Annotated in this window: 14 protein-coding genes; 5 read left to right on the plus strand and 9 right to left on the minus strand. The window is 65.3% G+C overall.

Going from position 1 to position 12186, the window contains the following annotated elements:
* Position 1 precedes the first annotated feature (1 nt).
* From M1D87_RS19800 to M1D87_RS19815, 4 genes are read right to left on the minus strand one after another with little or no spacing between them, the layout of a single operon-like run.
* Entirely contained in the window at positions 2 to 919 is a 918-nt protein-coding gene (locus M1D87_RS19800; protein ID WP_123083792.1) for a 5-oxoprolinase subunit C family protein, read from the minus strand.
* Positions 916 to 1602, minus strand: a complete 687-nt coding sequence (gene pxpB, locus M1D87_RS19805) for a 5-oxoprolinase subunit PxpB (protein ID WP_421091772.1) — start codon at positions 1600 to 1602, stop codon at positions 916 to 918. Before pxpB ends, M1D87_RS19800 begins: the two co-directional genes overlap by 4 nt.
* Positions 1599 to 2378, minus strand: coding sequence for a 5-oxoprolinase subunit PxpA (locus tag M1D87_RS19810; RefSeq protein ID WP_039613995.1), 780 nt, complete (start codon positions 2376 to 2378; stop codon positions 1599 to 1601). Before M1D87_RS19810 ends, pxpB begins: the two co-directional genes overlap by 4 nt.
* 9 nt (positions 2379 to 2387) lie before the next feature.
* Positions 2388 to 3674: an MFS transporter gene (locus tag M1D87_RS19815; protein ID WP_013973753.1), complete on the minus strand. Its 1287-nt coding sequence runs from the start codon at positions 3672 to 3674 to the stop codon at positions 2388 to 2390.
* Positions 3675 to 3802: 128 nt separating this feature from the next.
* Between M1D87_RS19815 and M1D87_RS19820 the strand changes: the two genes are divergently transcribed.
* Positions 3803 to 4714 (plus strand): LysR family transcriptional regulator, encoded by a 912-nt coding sequence (locus tag M1D87_RS19820; protein ID WP_015271343.1) that lies wholly within the window; start codon positions 3803 to 3805, stop codon positions 4712 to 4714.
* A gap of 199 nt (positions 4715 to 4913) precedes the next feature.
* Here M1D87_RS19820 and M1D87_RS19825 read toward each other — a convergent pair whose 3' ends face one another.
* Genes M1D87_RS19825 through M1D87_RS19835 form a run of 3 tightly spaced genes read right to left on the minus strand, consistent with a single transcriptional unit; the run spans position 4914 to position 6739 of the window.
* On the minus strand, positions 4914 to 5435 hold the full coding sequence (locus M1D87_RS19825) for a DUF2937 family protein (RefSeq protein ID WP_061552663.1): 522 nt from the start codon (positions 5433 to 5435) through the stop codon (positions 4914 to 4916).
* A gap of 9 nt (positions 5436 to 5444) precedes the next feature.
* Positions 5445 to 6218, minus strand: coding sequence for a class II glutamine amidotransferase (locus M1D87_RS19830; protein ID WP_013973756.1), 774 nt, complete (start codon positions 6216 to 6218; stop codon positions 5445 to 5447).
* A gap of 14 nt (positions 6219 to 6232) precedes the next feature.
* On the minus strand, positions 6233 to 6739 hold the full coding sequence (locus tag M1D87_RS19835) for a hypothetical protein (protein ID WP_013973757.1): 507 nt from the start codon (positions 6737 to 6739) through the stop codon (positions 6233 to 6235).
* A gap of 138 nt (positions 6740 to 6877) precedes the next feature.
* Between M1D87_RS19835 and M1D87_RS19840 the strand changes: the two genes are divergently transcribed.
* Positions 6878 to 8920, plus strand: a complete 2043-nt coding sequence (locus tag M1D87_RS19840; RefSeq protein WP_123083794.1) for a S9 family peptidase — start codon at positions 6878 to 6880, stop codon at positions 8918 to 8920.
* A 194-nt stretch (positions 8921 to 9114) separates the two neighbouring features.
* Here M1D87_RS19840 and M1D87_RS19845 read toward each other — a convergent pair whose 3' ends face one another.
* Positions 9115 to 9393 carry a hypothetical protein gene (locus tag M1D87_RS19845; protein WP_013973759.1) on the minus strand — a complete coding sequence of 93 codons (279 nt, stop codon included), beginning with the start codon at positions 9391 to 9393 and terminating at the stop codon, positions 9115 to 9117.
* A gap of 131 nt (positions 9394 to 9524) precedes the next feature.
* Here M1D87_RS19845 and M1D87_RS19850 point away from each other — a divergent pair, with 131 nt between their 5' ends.
* From M1D87_RS19850 to M1D87_RS19860, 3 genes are all read left to right on the plus strand, one after another.
* Positions 9525 to 9896 (plus strand): YajD family HNH nuclease, encoded by a 372-nt coding sequence (locus tag M1D87_RS19850; RefSeq protein WP_003259546.1) that lies wholly within the window; start codon positions 9525 to 9527, stop codon positions 9894 to 9896.
* 73 nt (positions 9897 to 9969) lie between these two features.
* Positions 9970 to 10440 (plus strand): RNA methyltransferase, encoded by a 471-nt coding sequence (locus M1D87_RS19855; protein ID WP_015271348.1) that lies wholly within the window; start codon positions 9970 to 9972, stop codon positions 10438 to 10440.
* 62 nt (positions 10441 to 10502) lie between these two features.
* Positions 10503 to 10841 carry a YgaP family membrane protein gene (locus M1D87_RS19860; RefSeq protein WP_054573763.1) on the plus strand — a complete coding sequence of 113 codons (339 nt, stop codon included), beginning with the start codon at positions 10503 to 10505 and terminating at the stop codon, positions 10839 to 10841.
* A gap of 130 nt (positions 10842 to 10971) precedes the next feature.
* Here the strand turns inward: M1D87_RS19860 and M1D87_RS19865 are convergent, their stop codons facing one another.
* The gene (locus tag M1D87_RS19865; RefSeq protein ID WP_061552667.1) at positions 10972 to 12180 is read right to left on the minus strand and encodes a hypothetical protein; all 1209 of its coding nucleotides are present in this window, start codon (positions 12178 to 12180) and stop codon (positions 10972 to 10974) included.
* Positions 12181 to 12186: the final 6 nt, after the last annotated feature.

Consider the following 12186-nt stretch of genomic DNA (forward strand, 5'->3'; position numbering starts at 1 on the left):
CTTACAACCAGCGGTCCAGGTAAGCCTGCTGCTCCCGCCACGCCTCATCCTGCACCACCGCCCTGAACCGCACCACCGCCCCCGGCATGCACTGCGCCAGTTGCGCCAGCGCCAGAGGCGTCAATGCCCCCAGCCGCGGATAACCGCCAATGGTCTGCCGGTCATTGAGCAACACGATCGGTTGCCCATCCGGCGGCACCTGCACCGCCCCCAGCGGAATCCCCTCGGAAATCATCGGCGCGCCCTGGTAGACCAGTTGCGGCCCCAGCAGGCGGATGCCCATGCGGTCGGCACGGCTGTCCAGCGTCCACTCGCGGTTGAACGCCTCGAACAGGCTGGTACCGCTGAAGTCACCGATCTGTGCGCCGATCACCAGGTCAAGCACTGGCTTTTGTGGGTACTGTGGCCGCAGCGCTTCGGGTACCTCACGCAGGGTGGGCGAAGTGCCTGAGAATGCCAGAACGTGGCCTTTGCCAAGCGCAGAACCCTGACCATCGATACCGCCAAGTTCTTCCCGCACAACGGTGGCACAACTGCCCAGCACATCCTCGCCGAGGAACCCGCCAGGCGCCGCCAGATACGCTCGCACGCCCTGCTTCGGCTGCTTCAGGGTCAACCGCTGGCCCTTGACCAACGCAAAGCTGCGCCAGGGCGCCAGCGGCTGATCATCTACCCGCGCATCCAGGTCGGCACCGGCCAGGGCCAGCACACAATCCTGCTCGGCGACCACACAGAAACCACCTAGCGCCACCTCGACCACCGGCGCCGCCAACGGGTTGCCCAGCAGCCAGTTGGCCCAGTGCATCGCCACCCAGTCCAGCGCCCCGCCCTGGGTCACGCCCAAATGGCGTACGCCAAAACGCCCGGCATCCTGCAATTGGCACAGCGGCGTACTGGCCTCGATCTTCAACTGCTTCATGCTTGTGCCTCCACATCACCGCCCAACGCCACGAACTCGCTGCGCGAAACCGGCACGAAGCGCACCCGGTCACCGGGTTGCAACAGGCTGTAGCCCTCGCGTTCACGGTCGAACAGGCGCACAGGGGTACGCCCGATCAGGTTCCAGCCACCCGGCGATACCGCTGGATAGGCCGCCGTCTGGCGCTCGGCAATGCCGACGCTGCCGGCCGCCACGCGCTTGCGCGGGGTGCTAAGGCGCGGGCTGGCCAGGCGTTCGTCCACCAGGCCCATGAAGCCGAAACCGGGGGCGAAACCCAGGGCGAACACCGGGTACTCGCGCTCGCTGTGCAAGCGGACCACCTCTGCTTCACTCAAGCCACTGCGGGCCGCCAACACCGGCAGCTCCGGGCCAACGCTGGCGTCGTACCACACCGGGATCTCATGGCGGCGGCCACCGCTGCCCGTGTCTGGCTGCAAGCCTTCCAGCGCTCGGATGATCAGCGCCCTCGCCTCCCCCGGCGGCAGGTCGAACTGCACCATCAGCGTGGTGTAGGACTGCACCAGGTCCAGCAAGTGCTTGCCGAACGTCGCGTGCAAGCGCTGGCTGGCGGCAAGCATCCACGGCATGTTGCCCTCATCGATGGAGTCGAACAGGCGCACCATCAGGCTGTCGATGGCCACGACTTCAATACGGGGTTTCATCGCGACTCCAGGGCATCGAGAGCCTGGCGAATCTGCCGCACAGCCGCCACCGAACTGTCGTTGTCACCGTGTACGCACAGGGTACTGGCCGCAAGCCTCAGTGCACTGCCATCGTCCGCGACGAGCGTATCGCCGCGGGCCAGGCGCACGGCCTGCTCCACCACCAGTGCCGGGTCGTGGTGCACCGCGCCGGGCAGGCGACGCGACACCAGATGGCCGCTGGCGGTGTAGGCGCGATCGGCGAATGCTTCGAACCACAGCGGCACGCCAATCTCATCACCCAGGGCCTGGGCGGCGCGGTTGTCGGCGGTGGCCATCAGCATCAGCGGCAGGTCGCCACCATAGGCCGCCACAGCCTCCAGTACGGTACGCAGCTTGAGCGGGTCGGCCATCATGTCGTTGTACAGCGCACCATGGGGCTTCACGTAGGCCACGCGGCCGCCCAACACTTTGCAGATACCGTCCAGCGCACCGATCTGGTAATGCAGCAGGTCGCGGATTTCCTCCGGGCTGCAGGCCATGGAACGGCGGCCGAAGCCGACCAGGTCCGGGTAGGCCGGGTGCGCGCCGATGGTCACGCCGTGCTCCAGCGCCAGGGCCACGGTGCGGCGCATGATGGTGGGGTCGCCGGCGTGGTAGCCGCAGGCGATGTTGGCGCAATCGATGTAGGGCATGACTTCGGCATCCAGGCCCATGCGCCAGCTGCCGAAACTCTCGCCCATGTCGCAATTGAGTAGCAGGCGTTCCACTGCACGGCCTCCGTTGTCGTTGTTCATATGCCTACCTTAACGCGCCTGCAGCTGTTTGCCGCGGGTTTCCGGCAGGCTCAGCGCCGCCACGATCACCACCCCGTAGGACACGGCGGAGAACACGCCGATACCCAGGCCCAGCGGTACCTTCTGGCCAAGCACGCCGATCAGCAGCGGGAACAGTGCCGCAATGACCTTGCCGATGTTGTAGCAGAAGCCCTGCCCCGAACCACGGATACGCGTGGGGAACAGTTCGGTGAGAAACGCGCCCATGCCGCTGAAGATACCCGAGGCGAAGAAGCCCAGCGGGAAGCCCAGCCACAGCATCACGCCATCACTGACCTGCATTTGCGTGTACAGCAGCACGATGACGAACGAGCCCACGGCGAACAGGATGAAGTTCTTCTTGCGCCCCAGCAGGTCGGACAGGTACGCACTGACCACATAGCCGACGTAGGAGCCGACGATCACCATGGCCAGATAGCCACCGGTACCCAGCACGCTCAGGCCGCGCTCGTTCTTGAGGAAGGTCGGCAGCCACGAGGTAATGGCGTAGTAGCCGCCCAGTGCGCCGGTGGTCAGCAGGGAAGCCCGCACGGTGGTCCAGAGCATCCCCGGGGCAAAGATTTCGTAGAACTGCGCAGGTGCCTCGGCGTTTTCCACCGCCTTGGCCTCGCGATATACCTCTGGGTCCTTGACCAGGCGGCGGACGAAGATCACGAAGATCGCCGGTACCAGGCCCAGCAGGAACAGCGCGCGCCAGGCCTGCTCTGCTGGCAGCCAGGAGAACAGCAGCGCGTAGAGGATGGCGGTGAGGCCCCAGCCAAGCGCCCAACCGGACTGCACCATGCCCACCGCCTTGCCACGGTCCTGGGCGCGGATCACCTCGCCGATCAGCACCGCGCCGGCGGTCCACTCACCGCCAAAGCCGAAGCCCATCAGGGTACGGGCGATCAGCAGTTGTTCGTAGTTCTGGGCGAAGCCGCAGAGGAAGGTGAAGAAGGCAAACCACAGCACAGTCAGTTGCAGGGTGCGCACGCGGCCAATGCGGTCGGAGAGAATGCCGGCCACCCAGCCACCCACGGCCGAGGCGATCAAGGTGCTGGTGTGGATCAACCCGGCTTCGGTGGTGGTGATGCCCCACAGCATGATCAGCGTCGGAATGACGAAGCTGAGCATCTGCGTGTCCATGCCGTCCAGGCCATAGCCGATCTTGCAGCTCCAGAAGGTGCGGCGCTGCTGTGAGTCGATGTCGCGATACCAGGCGAAGGGCCCGGACGAAGATGGGGAACTGACCTGCTGCTGCACGCCGGTGGGGTTCATGCTTGCCTCGGCTTGTTGGTATTGTTTTATGGGCGACAATGAGTCGCGGCCTGGCTGCCATTGTTCAGAGGCCGCGCCACCTGCGTCCAACGAGAAAAACCGCCGGTCTGGAACAAGAAAAACTGATCATGAACCTTCGCTTCCTCGAAACCTTCGTCTGGGTCGCCCGGCTCAAGAGCTTCCGCCTGACCGCGGAAAAGCTGTTCACTACCCAGGCCTCGGTTTCCAGCCGCATCGCCGCGTTGGAGGCCGACCTGGGCGTGAAGCTGCTGCTGCGCGACTCACGTGGCGTCAGCCTGACCCCGGAAGGCGGCAAGGTGCTGGAATATGCCGAGCGCATGCTGGAAACCGCCAAGGCCATGAAGCAGTCGCTGGACAGCGACCGGGCCAAGGTCGGGCGCATCCGTATCGGGGTGATGGACACGGTGATCCACACCTGGATGAGCGCACTGGTGGCGGAGCTGACCGAGCGTTACCCGCAGGTGGAGATCGAACTGGTGGCCGACACCGCGCTGAACCTTCGCGAGCAATTGCAGAAGGGCTTTCTCGACGTGATCCTGCAGACCGACCTGCTGCGCGAGCAATCGATCCGCAGCCTGGACCTGGCGCGCTACCCGATGGGTTGGGTGGTGGCCGCCGGCTCGCACCAGCACCGCGACTACGCCTCACTGGCCGAGCTTGGGCGTGAGCGGATCATCACCTTCTCGAAGAACTCGCGGCCGCACCAGGAAGTGCTGAGCCTGCTGCTGAGTGCCGGGGCCGAAACGCCGCGGCTGAACTGCGTGAACTCGGTGGCGGCGATTACCCGGCTGTTGCGTGACGGTTTTGGCATTGGTGCGTTGCCGCCGGCGCTGGTGGATGCCGAGTTGAGCCGGGGTGAGCTGGTATTGCTGCAGGGGCTGCAACCGCCGCCGAGCCTGGAGCTGGTGGTGGCCTGGCAGACCGGGGTGGCGTTGGTGGATGAAGTGGTCGGGGTTTGCCGCCAGGTGCTGGAGCGGTATGCGCGGGATGTGGGTGGGCAGCGGATTGTGTTGGTCTGACTGAATACCTTTTCAGCTGCTGACTCACTTTTGAACGACTGGCGCAGCCCCTGTAGGAGCGGCCTTGTGTCGCGAAAGGGCTGCAGAGCAGCCCCAGCAATTTGTGAAGCGCTGCAGAACCTTGTGGCCGCTTTGCGGCCATTTCGCGACACAAGGCCGCTCCTACAAAGACCGCGTCGCTCGGGCAAATCGAATCAGCTCAGCGCCAGCTCTCTTTCACCGCCCCACGCCGCCCGCCCAGGATCACCCAGCCAATTACCATCAACAGGCTCTCGATCACGAATGCCAGCACAAACCCTGCACCAAGCCCCCAGCCAACCGCCTCGGGCACCAGCAGGATCTGGTAGCTGTAGCCATTGAGGGTTTCTTCGCGCAACTGCGGGTCGGCCTGTACCAGTACGTGCCAGGTACGCTGCGCCCATGGCGCTTGCAGCGCCTGCCATTCGTTTTCCAGCAGTTCGTTGCGGATCATCAGGCTTTCAATGCTGTTGGCATCACTGTTGAACACTGGGTCGTCGCTGCTGCGATAATGCCGCAGCAGCGCCTGCAGGTCGCCATTGAAGAAACGTTCAGCGGTCTGCCGGAAGCCGTCGAGCGCCTCGCGGGATTCGAACAGGTGCGCCTCGACCCGCTGGCTGTAGTCCTTCACCAGCCCCGGGACCTGGATACCGGCCAGCAGGCCGAAGGTGAACAACAGCAACCGCAGGTAACTTCTGAACATGCCGCGTCCTTAGCTCTGGCCGTGCGCCACGCACTCGCCGTGCCGCCACAGGGCCCACTGACCCGGCTCGTAACGCTGCCAGGTCTCGTTCTCGGTCAAGGCCTCGGTGGCGATCACCGTGACCACGTCGTTTGGGGTGGTTTCGGTGTGAAAATCGACGATCAGGTCGACGTCCTTCAACCGCGCCGCACCAAAAGGTGCCCGGCGGGTAATGTGCACCAGCTTGGTCGAACAGAAGCAGAACAGCCAGTCGCCGTCGCTGAGCATGCAGTTGAACACGCCCTGGCCGCGGTAGCCGGCACAGGCTTCGACCAGCACCGGCAGCAGCTGTTCCACCGGAACGGGCTCGGGGAAGGCGCTGCGGATGCGGTTGAGCAGGTCGCAGAAGGCCGCCTCGCTGTCCGTATCGCCCACCGGCCGGTAGAAACTGGCCTGGCCCTTGAAGTCGCCCAGCTGGCCATTGTGCGCGAAGCACCAGTTGCGACCCCACATCTCCCGCACGAACGGGTGGGTGTTGGACAGGCATACCTTGCCGACGTTGGCCTGGCGGATATGGCCAATGACCACTTCGCTCTTGATCGGGTAACGCTGCACCAGGTTGGCCACTTCCGACTCGCTGCTGGCAGCCGGGTCCTGGAAAAGGCGCAGGCCACGGCCTTCGTAGAAGCCGATGCCCCAGCCGTCACGGTGCGGGCCGGTACGACCGCCGCGCTGCATCAGGCCGGTGAAGCTGAAGACGATATCGGTGGGGACGTTGGCACTCATGCCCAGCAGTTCGCACATAGGCGTGTCTCCGCTTACAGACGGGGCTCGACCCGGCCGCTGCCGCGGGAGACGGCTGGGGCGACAGGTGGTGGCGCATCACGGTAACGGTCGCGGCGCTCTGCGGCCAGCGGGGCCTGGGCGCCAAGCTGGTCATCTTCGGCAGCCTGGCGCTGGGCAGCGGCCTCGACCTGCGCGCGGCGCTCGCGGGCGCGTTTCTCCAGCGGAAAGCGCAGCAGCACGAAGAGGAAATACAGGGAAAACGCGCCCATGCCGTACATGGCGAAGTCGGAAACCGCGCGCCAGGCGTTGTTGCCGACCTTGAAGGCGACGTCGAGGGCGGTGATGGCAATCGCCGGGGCGAAGCTGTCCTTGACCGGGTCGACGATGGTCGGGGTCAGCAGCAGCACCGCCAGCACCACCCGCAGCGGTTCGCGCAGCCAGCGCCACATCCAGCCGGTGAGCTTGAAGCCCACCATCAGGCAGCCCAGGGCGGCAACGGCGTAAAGGCCCCAGGCGAGGGTGTAGTCGTTCTCGGTCATGGTGTTCGTGCAAGCCAGGCAAAGAGATGCCTATGATAAACACTTTTCCGGGCGCAGACAGTGTTTGCCTGTGCCGGCCTCTTCGCGGGCTTGCCCGCAAGGAGGCCGGCACAGGCAACCCCAATCAAGAGATCCTCAATGCCAACCAAGCCCCAACCCCCGATTGCCCACCAGGCCCAGGCCACCGACCCGTACGCCTGGCTGCAACAGCGTGACACCCCCGAGGTGCTTGCCTACCTGCAGGCCGAAAACGCCTACCAGGAAGCCTGCCTGGCCGACAAGGCGCCGCTGCGCGAACAACTGTTCGAAGAGATCAAGGGCCGCATCCTGGAAACCGACCTGTCGCTGCCGGCGCCCTGGGGCCCCTACCTGTACTACACCCGTACCACCGCAGGCGACGAGTACCCACGTCACTACCGCTGCCCGCGCCCGGCCGACGACTCCAACACGGTCGATGAAAGCCAGGAGCAACTGCTGCTCGACCCCAACGCCCTGGCCAATGGCGGTTTCCTGTCCCTCGGCGCGTTCAACGTCAGCCCTGACCACCGCCTGCTGGCCTACAGCCTGGACACCAGCGGCGACGAAATCTTCACGCTGTACGTGAAGGACCTGGCCAGTGGCAGCGTCACTACCCTGCCCTTCGACGACTGCGACGGCAGCCTGACCTGGGCCAACGATAGCCAGACGCTGTTCTTCGCCGAACTGGACGACACCCACCGCCCGTGGCGCCTGCGTCGCCACACCCTGGGCAACGACGGCGCGCAGACCGTGTTCGAGGAGCCCGATGGGCGCTTCTTCCTGCACTGCTACCGCACCAGTTCCGAACGCCAGCTGGTGCTGCTGCTCAACAGCAAGACCACCAGCGAAGCCTGGGTGCTGGACGCGGAAACCCCGCAGGCACCGTTCACCTGCCTGGCGCCACGGGTCGAAGGCCACGAGTACTTCCCCGACCACGGCCAGCTCGACGGCCAGTGGCGCTGGTTCATCCGCACCAACCAGGACGGCATCAACTTCGCCCTGTACCACGCCCCGGTCGCACCAGTGCCCAGCCGTGAGCAATGGCAGGTGCTGGTAGCGCACCGCGACGCGATCATGCTCGAAGGCCTCAGCCTGAATGCCGGCGCGCTGACCCTGAGCCTGCGCGAAGGCGGCCTGCCGATCATCGAGGTACGCCCGCAGGGCCTGGCCCCCTACCGCGTCGAACTGCCCGACGCGGCCTACAGCCTGTACGTGCAGGACAGCCTGGAATTCGCCAGCCCACGCCTGCGCCTGCGCTATGAAGCCCTCAACCGCCCGGCCCAGGTACGCCAGCTGGAGCTGGCCAGCGGTGCCCAGGCGGTGCTCAAGCAAACCCCGGTGCTGGGGCCGTTCGATGCCGACGACTATGTCAGCGAGCGCCTGTGGGCTACCGCAGCGGACGGCACCCGGGTGCCGATCAGTCTGGTGCGCCGCCGCCAGGACCTGGGCCAGACCGTGCCGCTGTACCTGTATGGCTACGGCGCCTATGGCGAAAGCCTCGACCCGTGGTTCTCGCACGCGCGCCTGAGCCTGCTGGAGCGCGGCGTGGCCTTTGCCATCGCTCATGTGCGTGGTGGTGGCGAACTGGGCGAAGCCTGGTACCGCGCCGGCAAGCAGGAGCACAAGCACAACACCTTCAGCGACTTCATCGCCTGTGCCGAGCACCTGATCGCCGAGGGTGTCACGGCTGCCGACCGCCTGGCCATCAGTGGTGGCAGCGCCGGTGGCCTGCTGATTGGCGCGGTGCTAAACCTGCGCCCCGAGCTGTTCCGCTGTGCGATTGCCGAAGTGCCGTTCGTCGACGTGCTCAACACCATGCTCGACCCCGAGCTGCCGCTGACCGTGACCGAGTACGACGAATGGGGTAACCCTGAGGAGCCGGAGGTGTATGAGCGGATCAAGGCCTATGCACCGTACGAGAACGTGAAGGAACAGGCCTACCCGGCGATGCTGGTGGTGGCGGGCTACAACGACAGCCGCGTGCAGTACTGGGAAGCGGCCAAGTGGGTGGCGCGGCTGCGCACGCGAAAGACCGACGATAACCTGCTGCTGCTCAAGACCGAGATGGGGGCTGGGCATGGCGGGATGAGCGGGCGGTATCAGGGGCTCAAGGATGTGGCCTTGGAATATGCGTTCGTGTTTGGTGAGCTAGGTATCGTTTGAGAAAGCTGGGGGCGCTTTGCGCCCCTTTCGCGACACAAGGCCGCTCCTACAGGTATTGCGCATGTCCTGAATCCTGCGCGATCCCTGTAGGAGCGGGTTTACCCGCGAACACGGGCGAAGCCCGTGCCATCCACCGCGGCGCCTGCTTCGCGGGTAAACCCGCTCCCACAGAAAATCGGGGCAGCCGGCTGAATTCAATCATCCTGCACCGGCTGCTTCGGCGGGTCCTGGCGCAACCCCGGCAATGGCTGGTCTTTAGGTGGCCCGGGCACCGGCATCGGCGGTAACAGTGGCGCCCCCGGCTGGCTGTCATAGGCCTTGGGCGGCGTACTCGGGGTAATCTGCGGATATGGCGTAGGCGTAGGCGTACCCGGTGCACCGGGCACCGGCGTGCTCAACCGGGGTGGCGTGCTGGCAGCTTCGGCCATGGGCAGGCCGGCCAACAACAGCACAACGAGGATCGCGCGAAACATCAGCAACCTCCTGTCGGGAACCTTCCTACAGGCTACGCCTAAATCAAAGCTTTCGCCTGTCCGCCTGCCACGCAAGCGCGCTAGACTCAGCGCATAATCGTCATTTGCCTGATCAGAACAAAGGAAACACCATGAGCTCCACCTCTTCCGCCGCCGCCACCGCGCGCCTGGACCGCATCCTGGCCGATGCCAAGCGCGACAAGGAAATGGGCTACCGCGACAAGGCCCTGAAAATGTACCCGCACGTCTGCGGCCGCTGCGCCCGCGAGTTCTCCGGCAAGCGCCTGAGCGAGCTGACCGTGCACCACCGCGACCACAACCACGACAACAACCCGCAGGACGGCTCCAACTGGGAGCTGCTGTGCCTGTACTGCCACGACAACGAGCACTCGCGCTATACCGACCAGCAGTACTTCAGCGAAGGCTCCACCAGCACCCCGAGCATCGCCAAGGCCACCCACAACCCGTTCGCCGGGCTGGCGGGCATGCTGAAGAAAGACTGACCATCGATTCACCGCCCCGCTGCTACCGGGCAGCCCGTATAATCGCGCTTTTTTTCGCGAAGGGCCCCGGTACGTGGCAAACAAACGATACAGCTGCATTGGCCTGTTCAACCCCAAGTCGGCAGAAAACGTCGGCTCGGTGATGCGCGCCGCGGGCTGCTATGGCGTCAATTCGGTGTTCTACACCGGCAAACGCTACGAGCGTGCGCGTGACTTCGTCACCGACACCAAGCGCGTGCACTACGACATCCCGCTGATCGGCATCGATGACCTGCAGCGCATCATCCCGCTGGGCTGCACGCCGGTGGCCGTGGAGTTGGTGGAAGGCGCGCGGCCATTGCCGGAATACACCCACCCGGATCGGGCCATCTACATCTTCGGGCCGGAAGACGGCAGCCTCAGTGCCGATGTGCGGGCATGGTGCGAAGAGACCATCTACATTCCGACCGAGGGCTGCATGAACCTCGCAGCGACGGTGAATGTGGTGCTGTATGACCGCATGGCCAAGGGGCTGAATACCCGTTCGGGGCCCAGGTTCAAATAGCCGACTGAACGATGGCGGCGGCCGACAGGTCACCTGCATACACTTCAGACGGAGACCTTGCCATGCTTGATATCCATTCGGCAGCGACATCGCAAGACAAGAACGTTCACGGCCTGGAGCGCGCCAGTTCGCTGGCTGGCGGCGCGTTGATGGTCAGCAAGGGGCTGCGCCACGGCGGCCTGGTCGGGTTGTTGCAGATCGCAGTTGGCGGCTTGGCACTGGCTCGGGGCTTCAGCGGGCATTGTGCGACCAAGGCCTGGTGGCAGCGGCACCGGCAGGAGTATCACCGCTTGCGTTCGGACATCGAGCGCAGTGCTGCGGAACTGGAGGCGTTGAAGGCCAGTGCCGAGGCGGCGACGCGGGGGGTGACGATAACCGGGAAGGATCCGTTGGCCAGTTGATTTTGCACCGCCTGTGCCGGCCCTTTCGCGGGTAAACCCGCTCCCACAGGATCACCAAGGCTTCGGCCTCTTCGCCGTACCTGTGGGAGCGGGTTTACCCGCGAAGAGGCCGGCACAGGTACAGAAATGGCTAGCGCAACGCCTTGCTCTGCAACACCTCTGAGCGCCGCCCCAGCACGTTCTCGCTGATCTGCACGAAGTCTTCGGTGCTGACGCTGGGCAGGCGCATCAACCCGCGTGCCACATCGTCCAGCGAGCGTTTGGCCTGGGTGTGGATGCGGATTTCCTTGTCCAGCGCTTGCAACAGCATCACTCCGCGCGCCACCTGCGCCGGGGTGGCATGCTCGCCCTTGAGCCGGGTGACCTTGGCGCCCTGCTTGCTCAGGCGCGCCTGCCAAGCCTCGTAACGGTCGTCACTCACCCCGCCCGAGCGGCGCAGCAACTCGCTGGCATAGTAGTCGTTCAGGCTTTCCACCAGCCAGTCACTGCCATCGCGCCCATGGATCTGCGCAAACAGTTGCACCACTTCGCGCAGCAACGGGCTGCTGCCATTCTCGCTGACCATCGGCCGGGCACTGTGCAGGTACAACGAGCCCTGCGCGGCGGTCGCCCCACGCCACATGCCGTCGCGAGCGCCGACCAACAGCAGCTTCGGCGGGTTGCGCGGGAAAACCGCCTGCAATTGCGGCCAGACAAAGGTCAGCATGGTCAGGTTGTCCATGCGCCGCATACCCTGCCCCACCGGTGCGGCCACGGTGACCTCGGTTTCGCCCAGGCGGGCGCGGCGGCTGCCCAGGTCGCCGGCGAGCATCCATCCTGTGGGGCGGTCGAACAGGCGCGAAACGTTGTCGATGCGGAACTTGTCCTTGCCGATGCGCGGCCAGGAGGTCTCAATGCTCTTCCAGCCCTCCGGCAGGTCGAACGCCAGCCGCGCCACCAGTTCGGTGCCATCCTGCTGGTCGAGGCGCGCAGGCGGCACCAGCTGGTCGCCCAGGAACAGCGCCCAATGCGGGGTGATGCGCGATGAATAGGCGCCGCTGCCGCGTTTCTGGTCCAGCTGCACGCGGTAGCTGAGGCTGGTCTTGCCGGCCGCCGGTTGCCACACGCCGCGCTGGCCCTGCAGTTGCCATTGGCCATCAGCCTGGAAGCCGCTGTAGGCCCCGGCCTTGCCCAGGTCGAAGTCCAGACTGCGCACGGCACTGCCTTCGGCCAAGGTGAGGCGGACCTCCGCCTGGCCGCTGGCTGGCAACAGGCGCACCTGATAGTCGAGGTCGACCTTTTTCGCCCAGGCCGGCGAACTGGCCATCAGGCCCAACAGCAACAACAGCTGGCAACGCATACAGAA

The organism is Pseudomonas sp. SA233, assembly GCF_054792385.1.

Coding starts and splice junctions, on each gene's coding strand:
- M1D87_RS19835 (WP_013973757.1), bottom strand. CDS start 6,739: ATGACCGAGAACGACTACACCCTCGCCTGGGGCCTTTACGCCGTTGCC.
- M1D87_RS19800 (WP_123083792.1), bottom strand. CDS start 919: ATGAAGCAGTTGAAGATCGAGGCCAGTACGCCGCTGTGCCAATTGCAG.
- M1D87_RS19825 (WP_061552663.1), bottom strand. CDS start 5,435: ATGTTCAGAAGTTACCTGCGGTTGCTGTTGTTCACCTTCGGCCTGCTG.
- M1D87_RS19810 (WP_039613995.1), bottom strand. CDS start 2,378: ATGAACAACGACAACGGAGGCCGTGCAGTGGAACGCCTGCTACTCAAT.
- M1D87_RS19860 (WP_054573763.1), top strand. CDS start 10,503: ATGCTTGATATCCATTCGGCAGCGACATCGCAAGACAAGAACGTTCAC.
- M1D87_RS19840 (WP_123083794.1), top strand. CDS start 6,878: ATGCCAACCAAGCCCCAACCCCCGATTGCCCACCAGGCCCAGGCCACC.
- M1D87_RS19865 (WP_061552667.1), bottom strand. CDS start 12,180: ATGCGTTGCCAGCTGTTGTTGCTGTTGGGCCTGATGGCCAGTTCGCCG.
- pxpB (WP_421091772.1), bottom strand. CDS start 1,602: ATGAAACCCCGTATTGAAGTCGTGGCCATCGACAGCCTGATGGTGCGC.
- M1D87_RS19830 (WP_013973756.1), bottom strand. CDS start 6,218: ATGTGCGAACTGCTGGGCATGAGTGCCAACGTCCCCACCGATATCGTC.
- M1D87_RS19820 (WP_015271343.1), top strand. CDS start 3,803: ATGAACCTTCGCTTCCTCGAAACCTTCGTCTGGGTCGCCCGGCTCAAG.
- M1D87_RS19850 (WP_003259546.1), top strand. CDS start 9,525: ATGAGCTCCACCTCTTCCGCCGCCGCCACCGCGCGCCTGGACCGCATC.
- M1D87_RS19845 (WP_013973759.1), bottom strand. CDS start 9,393: ATGTTTCGCGCGATCCTCGTTGTGCTGTTGTTGGCCGGCCTGCCCATG.
- M1D87_RS19815 (WP_013973753.1), bottom strand. CDS start 3,674: ATGAACCCCACCGGCGTGCAGCAGCAGGTCAGTTCCCCATCTTCGTCC.